Here is a 17,395-nt window from a genome sequence, read left to right on the forward strand (position 1 = left end):
ACCCGCCATTCCAGGAGCTTCGTCCATGTCTATCCGCCGTTATGCCTTGGCAGCCCTCGCCAGCGCCGTATTTGCCGGCTCCGCCGTCGCCAAGGACTACGAGCTGCTCAACGTGTCCTACGATCCGACCCGCGAGCTGTACCAGGAATACAACGCCGAGTTCGTCAATTTCTGGAAGAAGGAGCACGCGGGCGACACCGTGTCGATCAAGCAATCCCACGGTGGTTCGGGCAAACAGGGCCGCGCGGTGATCGACGGCCTGCCCGCCGATGTGGTGACCCTGGCGCTGGCCGGTGACATCGACGAGATCAGCCGCTTGGGCAAGTCCATCCCGGAGAACTGGCAGACCCGTCTGCCGGACGCCAGCACGCCCTACACCTCGACCATCGTGTTTCTGGTGCGCAAGGGCAACCCCAAGGGCATCAAGGACTGGGGCGACCTGATCAAGAATGATGTCTCGGTGATCACGCCGAATCCGAAGACGTCCGGCGGCGCCCGTTGGAATTTCCTGGCAGCCTGGGCCTACGGCCTGAAAGCCGGCGATGGCGACGAAGGCAAGGCCAAAGAGTACGTGCAGACGCTGTTCAAGCACGTGCCGATCCTGGACACCGGTGCCCGTGGCTCGACCATCACCTTCGTCAACAATGGTCAGGGTGACGTTTTGCTGGCCTGGGAGAACGAGGCGTTCCTGGCATTGAAGGAAGACGGTGGCGCGGACAAGTTCGACATCGTCGTGCCTTCGCTGTCGATTTTGGCTGAGCCGCCGGTGGCTGTGGTCGACAAGAACGTGAAGAAGAAGGGCAACGAGGAAATCGCCGAAGCCTACCTCAAGCACCTGTACAGCCCGGCTGGCCAGGAAATCGCTGCGAAGAACTTCTATCGTCCGCGCGACAAGGATGTGGCAGCCAAGTATGCGAAGCAATTTCCAGCGCTGAATCTGGTTACTATCGACAAGGATTTCGGCGGGTGGAAAACCGCACAGCCCAAATTCTTCAATGATGGTGGGGTGTTCGACCAGATTTATCAGGCTCAATAAGCTATAGACATGCGTTGAGGCGGCGGGCCTCTTCGCGGGCAGAGGGCTCGCCGCCCGCCCCGTTCCCACAGGTCACCGTAAAGCCTGTGGGAATGGGCTCTGCCCGCGAAGAGGCCCGATTGCGTAAACCGTATTCATCAAGGACTTCTATGTCGCGTCGTATCTCCCCCGTCATACCCGGCTTCGGGCTGACGCTGGGCTACACCGTCGTGTACCTCAGCCTGATCGTGCTGATCCCCCTGGCCGCCATGTTCGTGCATGCCGCGCAGCTGACCTGGGAACAGTTCTGGACCATCGTTACCGCACCTCGCGTACTCGCCGCACTGAAACTCAGTTTCGGCACGGCGTTGTGTGCGGCGATCATCAATGGAGTGATCGGCACCCTGTTGGCCTGGGTGCTGGTGCGCTACACCTTTCCCGGACGCAAGATCATCGATGCGATGATCGACCTGCCGTTCGCCCTGCCCACGGCCGTGGCAGGCATTGCCCTGACGGCGCTGTATGCACCCAACGGCCTGGTTGGGCAGTTCGCCGCCGACCTGGGTTTCAAGATCGCCTACACCCCGCTGGGCATCACCCTGGCCCTGACCTTCGTCACCTTGCCGTTCGTGGTGCGCACAGTGCAGCCGGTGCTGGCCGACATTCCGCGCGAGGTCGAGGAAGCCGCGGCCTGCCTGGGTGCCAAGCCGCTGCAGGTGTTCCGCTTCATCCTCGCGCCGGCGCTGTTGCCTGCCTGGCTCACCGGTTTTGCCCTGGCGTTCGCCCGCGGCGTGGGCGAGTACGGATCGGTTATTTTCATTGCCGGCAACATGCCGATGAAGACCGAAATCCTGCCGCTGCTGATCATGGTCAAGCTGGACCAATACGACTACACCGGCGCCACGGCCATCGGCGTGATGATGCTGGTGGTTTCCTTCGTTCTGCTGCTGCTGATCAACTTGTTGCAGCGGCGCATCGAAACCCCTTGAAGGAGGCTCCGCACATGTCTGCATCTTCCATTGCTGCCTCCACCAATGCGGCCCGGCGTGGCAGCGCAACCTCGCGGCGGGTGTTGATCGCCCTTGGCTGGCTGGTCTTCGCCGTGTTTCTGTTGCTGCCGTTGCTGATCGTCGTGTCCCAGGGCTTGAAGCAGGGCCTGGGGACCTTTTTCGCGGCGATCTTCGAGCCCGATGCGCTGTCGGCGCTCAAGCTGACGGTGTTCGCCGTGCTCATTTCGGTGCCGCTGAACCTGGTGTTCGGCGTCAGCGCCGCGTGGTGCGTGAGCAAGTATTCGTTTCGCGGCAAGAGCATTCTGGTCACGTTGATCGACCTGCCGTTCTCGGTGTCGCCGGTCATTGCCGGTCTGGTCTATGTGCTGATGTTCGGCGCTCAGGGCCTGTTCGGGCCGTGGCTGCAGGACCACGACATCCAGATCGTGTTCGCCTTGCCAGGTATCGTGCTGGCCACCATCTTCGTGACCGTGCCGTTCGTGGCCCGCGAGCTGATCCCGCTGATGCAGGAACAAGGCACGCAGGAAGAGGAAGCGGCGCGTCTGCTGGGTGCGAATGGCTGGCAGATGTTCTGGTACGTCACCGTGCCGAACATCAAGTGGGGGCTGATCTACGGCGTGGTGCTGTGTACCGCGCGGGCCATGGGCGAGTTCGGTGCCGTGTCGGTGGTGTCCGGGCACATTCGCGGCGTGACCAATACCCTGCCGCTGCACGTGGAAATTCTCTACAACGAATACAACCATGTCGCCGCCTTTGCCGTTGCGAGCCTGTTGCTGATCCTGGCGCTCTTCATCCTGCTGCTCAAGCAGTGGAGCGAGTCCCGTATTGACCGCCTGCGCAACAGCGCCGCGGAGGAATGATTAATGTCGATCGAAGTTCGTAATGTCAGCAAGCGCTTCAATGCCTTCCAGGCCCTGGACTCCATCAATCTGGACATCCAGAGTGGCGAGCTGGTGGCTCTGCTGGGCCCATCCGGGTGCGGCAAGACCACCTTGCTGCGCATCATCGCCGGCCTGGAAACGCCCGACCAGGGCAGCATCGTGTTCCACGGCGAGGACGTCTCCGGCCACGATGTGCGGGATCGCAACGTCGGTTTCGTGTTCCAGCACTACGCGCTGTTCCGACACATGACAGTGTTCGACAACGTCGCCTTTGGCTTGCGCATGAAACCCAAGCGCGAGCGGCCCACCGAAACGGTGATTGCGCAGAAGGTGCATGAGCTGTTGAACATGGTGCAGTTGGACTGGTTGCACGATCGCTACCCCGAGCAGTTGTCCGGGGGACAGCGCCAGCGTATTGCCCTGGCCCGTGCCCTGGCGGTCGAGCCCAAGGTGTTGCTGCTCGACGAACCCTTCGGCGCGCTCGACGCCAAGGTGCGCAAGGAGCTGCGTCGCTGGCTGGCGCGCTTGCACGAGGACATCAACCTGACTTCGGTCTTCGTGACCCACGACCAGGAAGAAGCCATGGAAGTGGCGGATCGCATCGTGGTGATGAACAAGGGTGTCATCGAGCAGATCGGTTCGCCAGGCGAGGTGTACGAGAACCCGGCCAGCGACTTCGTCTATCACTTTCTGGGCGACTCCAACCGCTTGCAGTTGGGTGGTGAAGAGCATGTGCTGTTTCGTCCGCACGAAGTGTCGCTGTCGCGCCACGAGCTGGACGACCATCATGCCGCCGAGGTGCGTGACATTCGCCCGTTGGGCGCAACCACGCGGGTGACGCTCAAGGTCGAGGGGCAGAGCGAGCTGATCGAGGCCGAAGTGGTCAAGGACCATGACAGCCTGAGTGGCCTGGCGCGGGGCGAGACGTTGTTCTTCAAGCCCAAGGTCTGGCAGAAGGCGTCAGGTCTGTAGCAGCGGCGCAAGCCGCGTCCGGGGTCGATGCGGTGCAGCAGGCAGACTGTACGTGCCGCCGACGCGGCTTGCGCCGCTGCTACAGAAGATCACACGCACCTTGTAGCAGCGGCGCAAGCCGCGTCCGGGGTTATGCGGCAGCAGCAGGCAGACCGCGCGTGCCGCCGACGCGGCTTGCGGCGCTGCTACGGGGCTGATTGACCTTTATTTTGGTTATTAATAAATAGCTTCTTATTCCTTAACGAATATAACTCCTTTCCTTATACTGGCCTCCAACGCAACGTTTGCAGGAGGCGCATCCCATGCGCAATGAGTCGATCCGCTATCTGATCGTGCCAGGCTGGCAGGGCTCGTCCGATGATCATTGGCAAAGCCATTGGCAACGAACCCTGCCCAACAGCGCGCGGGTCGAGCAGGATGACTGGCTCACGCCACGGCGTGAAGACTGGGTCGCGGCGCTGGACCGCGCGGTGAATGCCAGCGCCGATCCGGTGATTCTCATTGCTCACAGCCTGGGATGCGTGACCGTTGCCCACTGGTCGGCGCATGCCTCGCTGGTGTCGTTGCGCAAGGTTCGCGGAGCCCTGCTGGTGGCGCCTGCAGATGTAGAGCGACCAGCCTGCTCGCCGGCCTTGCGCAACTTCGCGCCCATCCCCAAACACCTGCTGCCATTCCCCAGCCAAGTGGTGGGCTCGGACAACGACCCTGCGGCCAGCGCCCCGCGAGCCTTGCAATTGGCCCGCGACTGGGGCGCCGAAGCGGGCATTCTGGCCGGTGCCGGGCATATCAACGTCAAGTCCGGGCATCAACGCTGGGAACAGGGGTTTGCCTACCTCTATCGCCTGCAGAGTCGCATGGACCAGCACATCCAGCTGCGCGCCTGAATGCCCGACAACCGAGTACGCCGCCTGCATCCAGGCCGGTGGGAGCTTTGCCCATGACTGCATACAACGACACCTTCGGCCAGCCGCTGCTGACCTTTCCCGACGCTGACAAAAGCCCGCTGAGCATCCGCGCCAAGGCGCTGGTGTTCGTCGATCCGCGCTCCCGGCGTTTGCGCGAGGAGCTCGAACGGCTGGCGCCCAAGGCACTGCCGGTGCTGATCCAGGGTGAAAGCGGCACCGGCAAGGAACTGCTCGCCCGGCACATTCATCGCGGCAGTGACCGTGGCGGCCTTTTTGTCTCGGTCAATTGCGGCGCGATAAGCCCGACCTACGCCGATGCCGAGCTGTTCGGCTACAGCGCAGGCGCCCACAGCGGCACGGCCAGCAGCCGGGCCGGCTGGTTCGGCTCGGCCAACGGCGGCACGCTGTACCTGGACGAGATCGCCGACCTGCCGCTGGCCATTCAGACCAAGCTGCTCGCGGCGTTGGAAACCCGTGAAGTGACCCGCGTCGGCGCGGCCCAGCCCAATCCGGTGGACGTGCGCCTGGTGGCGGCGTCGAGCATCGATCTGGGCCAGGCCGTGGCCGCGGGGAAATTCAACGAACGGTTGCATGCTTATCTGGGCGAAGGCCGCCTGACGTTGCCGCCCTTGCGCGAGCGGACCGGCGATATCCTCGCCCTGGCCGAGTATTTCCTGGGCATCTACAGCCATCGTTTGAACCTGACGGTGCCGCTGATCAGCGCCGATGCGCAGCGAGCGCTGGAACGCCACGATTGGCCCGGCAATACCCGCGAGCTGGAAAACGTCATCCATTTTGCCCTGCTGGTCAGCCGCGGCGATGAGATCCTGCCCGAGCATCTCAATCTGCCAGCGGCCGCGAACACGGACTTGCTCGTGCATCTCGAGCAGCTGTTGACGCAGGCCGCCGAGCACGCCGAGCCGGTTGCTTTGGCAGCGCTGCTGAACCGCAGCGTCGAGCGCTTGAGTAAAAAGGCATAAGCAGCAAACTAAAAGGTATTTGTAGGAATATTAATTCCCGGTATTGTCCGCGCAAGGCTGGCCGATTGCTGCCGCCGCCACCCAATTTCAAGGACTTAGCATGAAAAAGGCTTTGCTGTTCACCGCTCTGGCGGCCTCCCTGTCTTTCGGCCTGGCCAACGCGGCAGAAAAACTCGTGATCGCCGCCACGCCGGTTCCCCACGCCGAGATCCTCGAGCTGATCAAGCCGACCCTGGCCAAGGAAGGCGTCGAGCTGGACATCAAGGTGTTCACCGACTACGTGCAACCCAACGTACAGGTGAACGAAAAGCGTCTGGACGCCAACTACTTCCAGACCCTGCCGTACCTGGAAAGCTTCAACAAGGGCAAGGGCACCAACCTGGTCACTGTGATCGGCGTACACGTCGAGCCCTTCGGCGGTTATTCGAAGAAGGTCAAGTCGCTGAGCGAACTCAAGGACGGCGCCACCGTCGCCATCCCCAACGAGGGCAGCAACAGCGGCCGTGCGTTGATCCTGCTGCAGAAAGCCGGCCTGATCACCCTGAAGGACCCGAGCAACGCCCTGGCTACTCCCAAGGACATCGCCAGCAACCCCAAGAACCTCAAGTTCAAGGAGCTGGAATCGGCCATGCTGCCGCGCGTGCTGGACCAGGTCGACCTGGACATGATCAACACCAACTACGCACTTGAAGCCGGCCTGAACCCGGCCAAGGACGCCTTGGTGATCGAAGGATCGGATTCGCCTTACGTGAATTTCCTGGTGGCCCGTCCGGACAACAAGGACAGCCCGGCCATGCAGAAACTGGCCAAGGCGCTGACCAGCCCCGAAGTCAAAGCCTTCATCGAGAAGAAGTACAGCGGCGCGGTATTGCCGGCGTTCTGATTCCCGAGTGTGACAACGGTTCACCTGAGCGCCGACAGCTTGTACAGTGTCGGCGTTTTGCTTTGTCCGGGCAGGGCCATTCCCGGCAAATGAACCTCGCATCACGGCCACAGTCGCATACACACCTGGCATCACAGCGCACGCAAAGGAGCCTGCATGGCTGGTCCTCGTTGGAAGGTTGTAGGGGTTTCCCTTTTGTTGGCTGCGCTGGCGGGGTGTGGTGAAGACAAGCCCATCGAGCCGACGCATCCGCGCGTGCGCGTGGAGAATGTACAGAGCGGCGAGTTCGCCGCTGCGGTCAATCTCACCGGCGATGTGCAGGCGCGCATCCAGACCCAGTTGTCGTTCCGCGTCGGTGGCAAGATCATCCAGCGGTTGGTGGACGTGGGCGATCATGTCAGCGCACGGCAGGTGCTGGCGCGCCTGGACCCCAAGGACCTGCAGACCAACGTCGATTCGGCCAAGGCTGCAGTGGCCGCCGAACAGGCACGTGTGAAACAGACATCGGCGGCCTTCGTGCGCCAGCAGAAGCTGCTGCCCAAGGGCTATACCAGCCAGAGTGAATACGACTCGGCCCAGGCGGCGCTGCGCGGTGCGCAGAGTTCGTTGGCGGCGGCGAGCGCCCAGTTGGCCAATGCCCGTGAACAACTGAGCTACACCGAGCTGGTGGCCGACGCCCCAGGCGTGATCACTGCCCGCCAGGCCGAGGTTGGCCAGGTGGTGCAGGCCACTGCGCCGATCTTCGGCCTGGCCCGCGATGGCGACCGCGATGCGGTATTCGACGTGTACGAGTCGCTGTTTGCCCAACCGGCCGGCCAGCAGCCGATCACCGTCAGCCTGCTCGACGAGCCGGCGATCAAGACCACCGGCACGGTGCGCGAAGTCACCCCAGCGGTGTCCGCGCAGACCGGTACGGTGCGCGTGAAGATCGCCCTGCAAGGTCTGCCCAAGGGCATGGACCTCGGCTCGGTGGTCAACGCATCGCTCAACGGTCCGGGCAAGACCAGCGTCGAGCTGCCCTGGTCGGCGTTGACCAAGGACATCGCCGAGCCTGCCGTGTGGGTGGTGGGGGAAGGCGACAAGGTCAATCTGCGCAAGGTCGACGTGGGCCGTTACCTGACCGGCAAGGTGGTGATCGCCGATGGCTTGAAGAACGGCGACCGCGTGGTCGTCGCCGGCGGGCAGTTGCTGCACCCGGACATGCAGGTGGAAATTGCCGAGGAGCGCCAGCCATGAAGGCGGTGATCGCGTTGTCTGCGGCCGTGCTGTTGCTGGCAGGCTGTTCGAAGGAAGAGCAAGCTCCCGAGCCGATCCGCCCGGTGCTGTCGGTCGAGGTCAAGGGCCTGGACCAGCAGAGCCTGGGTCGCTTCGCGGGCAATATCCAGGCGCGCTACGAAAGCACGTTGGGCTTTCGCGTATCGGGGCGTATCGCCCGGCGTGCGGTGGATGTCGGCAGCCAGGTGGAGAAGAGCCAGCTGCTGGCCACCCTCGATCCGACCGACCAGCAGAACCAGTTGCGCTCGAGCCAGGGTGATCTGGCCCGCGTGCAGGCGCAGTTCATCAATGCCCAGGCCAATGCTCGCCGCCAGCAGGAGTTGTTCGACCGTGGCGTCGGTGCGCAGGCTGGCCTGGACATCGCCCAGACCGACCTGAAGACCGCCCAGGCCTCGCTCGACCAGGCCAAGGCCGCCGTCAGCCAAGCCAGGGATCAACTGGGCTATAGCGAGCTGCGCGCCGACCACGCCGCCGTGGTCAATCAATGGAAAGTGGAAGTCGGGCAAGTGGTGAGCGCCGGTGAAGAGGTGGTGGTACTGGCCCGTCCCGATATCAAGGAGGCGGTCATCGACCTGCCAGACGGGCTGGCCGAAACCCTGCCCGAGGGCGTGGAGTTTCGTGTGCAGTCCCAGCTCGACCCGAGCGTTGCCACCACCGGCACCCTGCGTGAGCTGGAGCCGCGGCCCGACAGTGCCACGCGTACCCGTCGCGCACGCCTGACCCTGCGCGAAAGCCCCGCCGGCCTGCGCCTGGGCACGGCGATCAGCGTGACCTTGAGTTCAAGCATCGCGCAGCGCCTGGAATTGCCGGAGACCGCAGTGCAGGAAGTCGATGGCAAGACCCAGGTGTGGCTGGTGGACGTCCAGAACAAGACCGTCAACCCGCGCCCGGTCACCGTGCTCAGTCGCGACCGTGGCGTCGTAGTGCTGGGCAGCGGTGTGCAGGCGGGTGAGCGCGTGGTCAGCGCTGGCGTCAACAGCCTGAAACCCGGGCAGAAAATCAAACTGGACGAGGCGAGCCGGCAATGAAGGGAAGTTTCAACCTGTCCGACTGGGCGCTCAAGCACCAGTCCTTCGTCTGGTACCTGATGTTCGTCGGCCTGCTGATGGGCGTGTTCTCCTATTTCAACCTGGGCCGTGAAGAAGACCCGGCGTTCGCCATCAAGACCATGGTCATCCAGAGCCGCTGGCCGGGCGCGACCCAGGATGAAACGCTCAAGCAGGTCACCGACCGCATCGAAAAGAAGCTCGAAGAGCTGGACTCCCTGGACTACGTGAAAAGCTACACGCGGCCTGGCGAGTCGACGGTGTTCGTGTACCTGCGCGACACCACCAATGCCAAGGCGATTCCAGAGATCTGGTATCAGGTGCGCAAGAAGGTCGACGATATTCGCGGCACCTTCCCCCAGGGCCTGCAGGGGCCTTCGTTCAACGATGAATTCGGTGACGTGTTCGGTTCGATCTACGCCTTCACTGCCGACGGCCTGAGCATGCGGCAGCTGCGCGACTACGTGGAGCAGGTGCGCGCCGAGATCCGTCAGGTCGAGAACCTGGGCAAGGTTCAGTTGGTAGGCCAGCAGGACGAAGTGATCTACCTGAATTTCTCCACGCGCAAACTGGCCGCGCTGGGCCTGGACCAGCAACAGGTGGTCGGCGCGCTGCAGGCACAGAATGCGGTGACGCCGGCGGGCGTGATCGAAGCAGGGCCGGAACGCATTTCGGTGCGCACCTCGGGCCAGTTCAAGTCGGAAAAAGACCTGGAGACGGTCAACCTCAGGCTCAACGACCGCTTCTACCGGCTGACCGATATCGCCGACATCGAACGTGGCTACAAAGACCCGGCCGCGCCGATGTTCCGCTACAACGGCCAGCCCGCCATCGGCCTGGCCATTGCCATGAAAGACGGCGGCAACATTCAGGAATTCGGTACCGCGCTGCATGCGCGCATGAACGCGTTGACCGCGCAGTTGCCGGTGGGCGTGGGCGTGCACAAGGTTTCGGACCAGGCCGAGGTGGTCGAGAAGGCCGTCGGTGGGTTCACCAGCGCTTTGTTCGAGGCCGTGGTCATCGTGCTGATCGTCAGCTTCATCAGCCTGGGCGTGCGCGCCGGCCTGGTGGTGGCCTGCTCGATTCCGCTGGTGCTGGCCATGGTCTTCGTGTTCATGGAGTACAGCGGCATTACCATGCAGCGCATTTCCCTGGGGGCGTTGATCATCGCCCTGGGCCTGCTGGTGGACGATGCGATGATCACCGTGGAAATGATGGTCACTCGCCTGGAAGCGGGTGACAGCAAGGAGGAGGCGGCTACCTTCGCTTACACCTCGACCGCATTCCCGATGCTCACCGGCACTTTGGTCACCGTGGCCGGCTTCGTGCCGATTGGCCTGAACGCCAGCTCGGCCGGTGAGTACACCTTCACCCTGTTTGCCGTGATCGCGGTGGCCATGCTGGTGTCCTGGGTGGTGGCGGTGCTGTTCGCACCGGTCATCGGCGTGCACATCCTGAGCAAGAACGTCAAACCCAAGCCGGAGCAGCCGGGGCGTGTCGCGCGCTGGTTCCACAGTGGTCTGCTGGGCTGCATGCGCCACCGCTGGCTGACCATCATCGGCACGTTGCTGCTGTTCGCCGCGGCGCTGTTCTGCATGCGTTTCGTGCAGAACCAGTTCTTTCCCTCGTCCGACCGCCCGGAAATCCTGGTGGACCTGAACCTGCCGCAGAACGCTTCGATCAACGAGACGCGCAAGGCGGTCGACCGCCTCGAAGCCACGCTCAAGGATGATCCGGACATCGCGCGCTGGAGCACTTACATCGGTCAGGGCGCGATCCGTTTCTATCTGCCGCTTGACCAGCAGTTGGAGAACCCTTACTACGCCCAGTTGGTGATCGTCAGCAAAGGCCTGGAGCAGCGTGGCGCGCTGACCGAGCGCTTGAAGAAGCGCCTGCGCGAAGACTTCGTCGGCATCGGCACCTACGTCCAGGCGTTGGAAATGGGGCCGCCGGTAGGCCGGCCGATCCAGTATCGGGTCAGCGGCAAGGACATCGACCAGGTGCGCAAGCACGCCATCGAGCTGGCCACGCTGCTGGACCAGAACGCGCACGTCGGCGAGATGATCTACGACTGGAACGAGCCGGGCAAAGTACTGCGCATCGACATCGCCCAGGACAAGGCGCGGCAGTTGGGCTTGTCGTCCGAAGACGTGGCCAAGCTGATGAACACCATCGTCAGCGGCTCGGCGGTGACCCAGGTCAATGACGATATCTATCTGGTCAACGTGGTCGGCCGTGCCAACGACGCCGAGCGCGGTTCGCCGGAAACCTTGCAGAACCTGCAGATCGTCACGCCCAGCGGCACCTCGATTCCGCTGCTGGCCTTCGCCACCGTTCGCTACGAGCTGGAGCAGCCGCTGGTGTGGCGGCGTGATCGCTTGCCGACCATCACCTTGAAGGCGGCGGTCAGCGACGATATCCAGCCGACCGATCTGGTGGCCCAGCTCAAGCCCGAGATCGAGAAATTCGCCGAAGGCCTGCCGGTGGGTTACAAGGTGGCCACCGGTGGTACGGTCGAGGAAAGCGGCAAGGCGCAGGGACCCATCGCCAAGGTGGTGCCGTTGATGCTGTTCCTCATGGCGACCTTCCTGATGATCCAGCTGCACAGTGTGCAGAAGATGTTCCTGGTGGCCAGTGTGGCGCCGCTGGGCATCATCGGTGTGGTGTTGGCGCTGGTGCCGACCGGAACGCCCATGGGCTTCGTGGCGATTCTCGGGATACTGGCGCTGATCGGCATCATCATCCGCAACTCGGTGATTCTGGTGACCCAGATCGACGCCTATGAACGCGATGGCTACAAGCCTTGGGATGCCGTGCTGGAGGCAACCGAGCATCGACGCCGGCCGATCCTGCTCACGGCGGCAGCCGCCAGTCTGGGCATGATCCCGATCGCCCGCGAGGTGTTCTGGGGCCCGATGGCCTACGCGATGATCGGCGGAATCGTGGTGGCGACCTTGCTCACCCTGTTGTTCCTGCCGGCGCTGTATGTGGCCTGGTACCGGATCAAGGAAGACGAGGGCGAGGGGAAGGAAGCTTGATTCAGGTTGGGCAAAAGAAAGTAGGGTGCTCCGTCTGAGATACCGCAGCGTGGCGTTCGCGGCCACGGACCGCTCCTACGCAGGACATTATCCCCCGTAGGAGCGGTCAGCGGCCGCGAAGGGCGCATCTCGGTCTTGCGACTAGCGCTTGTTGAGCACCCGCGCCAATCGGTCGCCGCCGAACTGGATCAGGGTCACCAGAGCCACCAGCAACACGATGACCGTGAGCATGATCTGGCTGTCGAATCGCTGGTAGCCATAGCGGTAGGCGATGTCGCCCAGCCCGCCGGCACCGATCGCACCAGCCATCGCCGATGAATTGATCATGGTCACCACGGTGATGGTAAAGCCGGCCACGATGCCCGGTCGCGCTTCGGGCAGCAGCACGTGCCAGACGATGTGCCAGCGTCGGCAGCCCATGGCTTGCGCGGCTTCGACCAGGCCATGGTCGACCTCGCGCAGGCTCACCTCGGCAATGCGTGCAAAGAACGGCGTCGCTGCGATGGTCAACGGCACCACGGCCGCCCACACGCCATAGGTGGTACCGACGATCAACCGGGTAAACGGGATCAGCGCCACCATCAGAATGAGAAACGGCACCGACCTGAACAGGTTGACGAACGCGCCCAGCACGCGGTTCAGCGCGGGCGCCTGGTAGATACCGCCACGGTCGCTGGTGACCAGCACCACGGCCATCACCACGCCCACGGGCAGCGCGATCAACGAGGAAACGCCCACCATCAGCAAGGTGTCCAGGGCGCCCTGCAACAGACGATCAAACCACATAGCCCAGCTCCTCTACTCGTTGTGCCCATTGCCCGGCGCGTTGCAGCAGATGCTCGCGGTCGTGGGGCGAATTGCTTACCGCCACGACCAGATTGCCCAGTGCGCGACCTTGAATCCGTTCGATACCGCCCTGCAGCAGGCTGACCTGGCCACCCAGCAGGTTGAACAACGACGACAGGTCCGCCTCGCCGGCCTGTGCCCCGGTCACGCGCAGTCGCAGTACCAGCGCTGCGCCAGGCGTTGCAGGCGTGCTGCGCAGACGGGCGCGCAGTTCCTCGGGCAGGCCGTGTTGCAGCGGGGCCAGCAAGGTCCGACTGACCTCATGCTGGGGGTTGCCGAACACCTGCCACACCGGGCCCTGCTCAACCACCTGGCCGCCTTCGAGCACCACCACGCGGTCGCAGATGGCACGGATAACGGCCATTTCGTGGGTGATCAGGATGACCGTCAGCCCCAGCCGCTGGTTGATATCGCGCAACAGGGCGAGAATCGACTCGGTAGTCTCCGGGTCCAGCGCCGAGGTGGCTTCGTCGCAGAGCAGAATCTGCGGGTCGTGCACCAGCGCCCGGGCGATGCCGACACGCTGCTTCTGCCCGCCGGACAACTGCGCCGGATAGGCGTCGCGCTTGCCTTGCAGGCCAACCAGTTCGAGCAGTTCACCGACCTTGCGCCAGCGCTCGGCCTGGGGCACACCGGCGACCTTGAGTGGCAACTCGACGTTCTGCCACACGGTTTTCGCCGACATCAGGTTGAAGTGCTGGAAGATCATGCCGATGCGCCGTCGCAGGGCCACCAGGCGGTCCTCGTCGAACTCGCCGATGTCCACCTGATCGACCAGCACGCGCCCGCTGCTGGGCTGCTCAAGCCGGTTGATGGTGCGGATCAGCGACGACTTGCCAGCGCCGCTGCGGCCGATGATGCCGAACACTTCGCCACGCTCGATGTTCAGGTCGATGCCCTGCAGGGCCTGCACCGGACCCTGGGCGCCCTGGTAGGTCTTGCCGACGCCGATGAAACGCACCAGCGCATTGGCCAGTTGTGGATGCAGTTCCAGCGGCTCGGCAGGCCGGGCAATGCCGGCGGTAGCGGCCAGCCTGCGTTGCACATTGGTGGTGGGCATGCTCACTCCTTCCAGCCGACTTGGTAGAGTTTGCCGTTGACCTTGTCGAGCGAGGCGCGCACCACCGGCGAATGCTGGTAGATGTCGATGAACTTGGCCAGCCGCGGATCGTCCTTGCGCTCGGGCTTGATCACGAACTGGATGACGTATTCAGGATGATCCAGACCATCGAACAGCAGCGCCGAGCCTGCGTCGAAGGTTTTGGACAGGCGAATGTAGGCCGGGTAGCCCTGCACCAGATCGGCGTCATCGTAGGCGCGCACCAACTGCACCGCCTCGACCTGGAGAATCTTCAGGTTTTTGGGGTTGGTGAGAATGTCCTCTTCGGTGGCCTTGTAGCCAACCCCCGGCTTGAGGGTGATCAAGCCAGCCTTGGCCAGCAGTTGCAGGCCTCGGCCGCTGTTGATCGGGTCATTGGCAATGGCGACGGTCGCGCCCTTGGGCAGTTCGTCGAAGCTTTTGTAGCGTTTGGCATACAGGCCGACGTTGTTGATGATGCCCGGCGCATAGGGCACCAGGTCGGTGCCGGCCTGAGTGTTGGCGTTTTCCAGGAACGGCATGTGCTGGAAGTAGTTCACGTCGATGTCGCCGGCGGCCAGGCTGACGTTGGGCGCGATCCAGTCGGTGAATTCCACCAGCTTGACGGTCAGGCCCTGTTTCTTGGCTTCCTCCACGGCGCTTTCCAGGGGGATGGCGAACGCGGCGGTGGTGCCGACGATCAGCGGCTTGTCATCGGCGCCATGGGCCAGGCCGGTGAGGAGGGTGAGGGCGAGGAGCAAGGTGGGTTTGAGCATGTTGGGTTTCCAGTGATTTTTTGTGTTGTTTGGGGTGGCCTCTTCGCGGGTAGAACCCGCTCCCACACGAGCGCGCGCTCGTTGATTGTGGAAGCGGGCTTCCCGCGAAGAGGCCCGATCAGGCACCGCGCTTGTAACTGAAGCCAGCATGCCCTTCAGGCAGCCCCGGGCCTTGGCCGAAGACCTTTTCGCGCAGCGTGCCCTGGGCATAGGCGGTCTTGTACGAACCGCGTGCCTGCAGCACGGGAATCACCAGGTCGATGAAGTCGGCGTAGCTTTCCGGGGTCACCGTGCGGGTCAGGTTGAAACCGTCCAGGCCGGTCTCGACGATCCAGGCTTCAAGGTCGTCGGCGACCTGTTCCGGATTACCGACCAAGGTGATGTAGCGCCCGCCCAAGGCGTGCTGATCGAGCAGCTTGCGCCGGGTCCAGTCGTTGTTCTGCAAGGTCTTGGTGGCCGACTCGATGGCATTGCCCTTGACGTACTCAATGGGCTCGTCGAGTTCGTAGCGGGCGAAGTCGATTGCCGTAGAGGCGGCGAAGTGGGCGACACCGGCCTCGGCGCTGGCGTAGCTGCGGTACTCGTCATGCTTGGCCCGGGCCTGCGCCTCGGTGGCGGCGACGATGACCGTCAGGCCCATGAAGACTTTCACCGCCTGCGGGTCGCGGCCGGCCGCGCGGGCTGCGTCGCGCACCTTGTCCACCTGAGCGCGGGTGGCCTGCTTGTTCTGCCCGCTGATGAACACGCATTCGGCGTGCTGACCGGCGAACTGCAGGCCGCGTGCCGAACTGCCCGCCTGGAACAATAGCGGCGTGCGCTGCGGTGAGGGTTCGCACAGGTGGTAACCCTGGACGCGGTAGAACTCGCCTTCATGCTCTACCTTGTGGACCTTTTCCGGCTGGGCGTAGATGCGCCGTTCGCGGTCCTCGATCACGGCATCGTCTTCCCAACTGCCTTCCCAGAGTTTGTACAGCACCTCCAGGTATTCGTCGGCCTGATCGTAGCGACGGTCGTGCTCCACCTGGTGGGTCAGGCCCATGGCTTTGGCGGCGCTGTCCAGGTACCCGGTGACGATGTTCCAGCCCACCCGGCCACGGGTCAGGTGATCGAGCGTGGACAGGCGCCGGGCGAACAGGTACGGCGCCTCGTAGGTGAGGTTGGCGGTCAGGCCGAAACCCAGGTGGCGGGTAACCGCGGCCATGGCCGAGACCAGCAGCAACGGGTCGTTGACCGGCAGCTGGATCGACTCCTTGAGCGTCACGTCGACCGAGTCCTGATAGATGTCGTAGACCCCGACGATGTCGGCGATGAACAGGCCGTCGAACAGGCCGCGCTCCAGTAGCTGGGCCAGATCGGTCCAGTACTCCAGGGTCTTGTACTGGCTGGAGGTATCGCGCGGATGGGTCCACAGGCCGTGGTTGATGTGGCCCACGCAGTTCATGTTGAAGGCGTTGAGCAGGATCTGTTTCTTGCTCATCAGATCGTCCCCCGGCGTGGTGGTAGCTGGTCGTTGAGGTAGTAGTTGCCGATGGCGTGGTACTTCCAGCGCACCGGGTCGTGCAGGGTGTGTACGCGGGCGTTGCGCCAATGCCGGTCGAGGCCGTGCTCGGCCAGGGTGGCCTGGCTGCCCGCCAGCTCGAACAGGGTGCTGCCGGCGGCCAGGGAGATTTCGGTGCTCAGCGCCCGAGCCTCGGCCACGGCAATCGAAGCGGCGCCGACGTTTTCCGCGCTGGGCTCGGCCTGCGCCTTGTCGAGCACCTCGCCGGCACGCTCGAGCAGGGCTTCGGCAGCATGCAGACGGATCGCCAGATGACCGAAGCTCTTGAGTGACAGCGGGTCTTCCACGGCTTTGTCGCTGGTGGCGTCGATCCATGGCCGAGTGCGGGTGCGGACGAACTGCAAGGCGTCCTCGAACGCCCCGCGGGCAATGCCGGTGTCGATCGCGGCATGCAGGATCTGCGCGAACGGGCCGACCGTGGTGGGCCGTTCGAACGCGCTTTGAAACGGCACGATGGCGTCGGCGCTGACCCAGACATTGTCGAACACCACCGAGCCGCTGCCCGTGGTGCGCTGGCCGAAGCCGCTCCAATCGTCGATGACCTGTACACCGGCACTGTCGGCGGGTACGAAAGCCAGTTGTTGCACGCCCTGTTCATCGACCACCGAGGTAGGAATGCACTGGGCATACAGCGCGCCGGTGGCGTAGAACTTGCGACCATTGATGCGCAAACCGTCGCCGTCGCGGGTCAGGCGCGTGGTGCGGTCATGGGCGGTTCGCGTGCCCAGTTCCGCCAGGGCGTTACCCAGCCGCTGGCCTGCCAGCACGTCGGCGTACAGGCGCTTTTGCTGCGCCGGGCTGCCGTTGATGCGCAGCACTTCCAGGGCATAGAAATGATTCTGTGGGATCTGGCCCAGCGAGCCGTCGGCGGCGGCCAGCAAGGCAATGACCTGGGCCAGGGTGACGTTGGACACAGCCGCTCCGCCGAATGCCTTGGGCACGCTGATGCCGCCCAGGCCAGAGCGCGAGAACAGCGCCAGTTCGCCGTGGGGCAGCAGCCGTTCGCTGTCGCGCAGGGCGCTGTCGCGTTGCAACAGGGGAGCCAGTTGGCGGGCAACGTCCAGGGCCTGTTGGTCGTTGGCGATCAATGCGACGCCGTCGAGGGGGTGGGGCAATGAGCTCATGCTGATCT

Annotated in this window: 15 protein-coding genes; 10 read left to right on the forward strand and 5 right to left on the reverse strand. The window is 63.7% G+C overall.

What is annotated here, in order from left to right; genetic code table 11:
- The first annotated feature begins 25 nt into the window (after positions 1–25).
- The 10 genes from IFU31_RS09130 to IFU31_RS09175 all read left to right on the forward strand — a co-directional run bounded on the left by IFU31_RS09130 (position 26) and on the right by IFU31_RS09175 (position 12,005).
- A complete protein-coding gene (locus IFU31_RS09130; protein ID WP_185794828.1) occupies positions 26–1,036 on the forward strand; it encodes a sulfate ABC transporter substrate-binding protein in 1,011 nt (336 codons plus the stop codon).
- A gap of 149 nt (positions 1,037–1,185) precedes the next feature.
- A complete protein-coding gene (cysT, locus tag IFU31_RS09135) occupies positions 1,186–2,004 on the forward strand; it encodes a sulfate ABC transporter permease subunit CysT (RefSeq protein WP_192102766.1) in 819 nt (272 codons plus the stop codon).
- 14 nt (positions 2,005–2,018) lie between these two features.
- Positions 2,019–2,885 carry a sulfate ABC transporter permease subunit CysW gene (gene cysW / locus IFU31_RS09140; protein WP_122480633.1) on the forward strand — a complete coding sequence of 289 codons (867 nt, stop codon included), beginning with the start codon at positions 2,019–2,021 and terminating at the stop codon, positions 2,883–2,885.
- A 3-nt stretch (positions 2,886–2,888) separates the two neighbouring features.
- On the forward strand, positions 2,889–3,878 hold the full coding sequence (locus tag IFU31_RS09145; RefSeq protein WP_122480632.1) for a sulfate/molybdate ABC transporter ATP-binding protein: 990 nt from the start codon (positions 2,889–2,891) through the stop codon (positions 3,876–3,878).
- A 302-nt stretch (positions 3,879–4,180) separates the two neighbouring features.
- Positions 4,181–4,762, forward strand: coding sequence for an alpha/beta hydrolase (locus IFU31_RS09150; protein ID WP_122795834.1), 582 nt, complete (start codon positions 4,181–4,183; stop codon positions 4,760–4,762).
- 53 nt (positions 4,763–4,815) lie between these two features.
- A complete protein-coding gene (locus IFU31_RS09155; protein ID WP_192102767.1) occupies positions 4,816–5,763 on the forward strand; it encodes a sigma 54-interacting transcriptional regulator in 948 nt (315 codons plus the stop codon).
- Positions 5,764–5,863: 100 nt separating this feature from the next.
- Positions 5,864–6,646, forward strand: a complete 783-nt coding sequence (locus IFU31_RS09160) for a MetQ/NlpA family ABC transporter substrate-binding protein (protein WP_122480629.1) — start codon at positions 5,864–5,866, stop codon at positions 6,644–6,646.
- Between the two features lie 156 nt (positions 6,647–6,802).
- Entirely contained in the window at positions 6,803–7,882 is a 1,080-nt protein-coding gene (locus IFU31_RS09165; RefSeq protein ID WP_192102768.1) for an efflux RND transporter periplasmic adaptor subunit, read from the forward strand.
- Complete coding sequence (locus IFU31_RS09170) at positions 7,879–8,949, forward strand: efflux RND transporter periplasmic adaptor subunit (protein ID WP_122480627.1); 1,071 nt, start codon at positions 7,879–7,881, stop codon at positions 8,947–8,949. The genes IFU31_RS09165 and IFU31_RS09170 overlap by 4 nt, the downstream gene beginning before the upstream one ends.
- The gene (locus IFU31_RS09175; protein WP_192058817.1) at positions 8,946–12,005 is read left to right on the forward strand and encodes an efflux RND transporter permease subunit; all 3,060 of its coding nucleotides are present in this window, start codon (positions 8,946–8,948) and stop codon (positions 12,003–12,005) included. The genes IFU31_RS09170 and IFU31_RS09175 overlap by 4 nt, the downstream gene beginning before the upstream one ends.
- A 141-nt stretch (positions 12,006–12,146) precedes the next feature.
- Here IFU31_RS09175 and IFU31_RS09180 read toward each other — a convergent pair whose 3' ends face one another.
- The 5 genes from IFU31_RS09180 to IFU31_RS09200 all read right to left on the reverse strand — a co-directional run bounded on the left by IFU31_RS09180 (position 12,147) and on the right by IFU31_RS09200 (position 17,387).
- The gene (locus tag IFU31_RS09180; protein ID WP_122480625.1) at positions 12,147–12,791 is read right to left on the reverse strand and encodes a methionine ABC transporter permease; all 645 of its coding nucleotides are present in this window, start codon (positions 12,789–12,791) and stop codon (positions 12,147–12,149) included.
- On the reverse strand, positions 12,781–13,911 hold the full coding sequence (locus IFU31_RS09185) for a methionine ABC transporter ATP-binding protein (RefSeq protein ID WP_192102769.1): 1,131 nt from the start codon (positions 13,909–13,911) through the stop codon (positions 12,781–12,783). The genes IFU31_RS09180 and IFU31_RS09185 overlap by 11 nt, the downstream gene beginning before the upstream one ends.
- Positions 13,912–13,913: 2 nt before the next feature.
- Positions 13,914–14,705, reverse strand: coding sequence for a MetQ/NlpA family ABC transporter substrate-binding protein (locus tag IFU31_RS09190; RefSeq protein ID WP_192058821.1), 792 nt, complete (start codon positions 14,703–14,705; stop codon positions 13,914–13,916).
- Positions 14,706–14,823: 118 nt separating this feature from the next.
- A complete protein-coding gene (locus tag IFU31_RS09195) occupies positions 14,824–16,182 on the reverse strand; it encodes an LLM class flavin-dependent oxidoreductase (RefSeq protein WP_192102770.1) in 1,359 nt (452 codons plus the stop codon).
- Positions 16,182–17,387 (reverse strand): SfnB family sulfur acquisition oxidoreductase, encoded by a 1,206-nt coding sequence (locus IFU31_RS09200; RefSeq protein WP_192102771.1) that lies wholly within the window; start codon positions 17,385–17,387, stop codon positions 16,182–16,184. The genes IFU31_RS09195 and IFU31_RS09200 overlap by 1 nt, the downstream gene beginning before the upstream one ends.
- Positions 17,388–17,395 lie beyond the last annotated feature (8 nt).

The sequence above is a fragment of the Pseudomonas sp. CFBP 13602 genome (assembly GCF_014842725.1).
Classification (GTDB): domain Bacteria; phylum Pseudomonadota; class Gammaproteobacteria; order Pseudomonadales; family Pseudomonadaceae; genus Aquipseudomonas; species Aquipseudomonas baltica.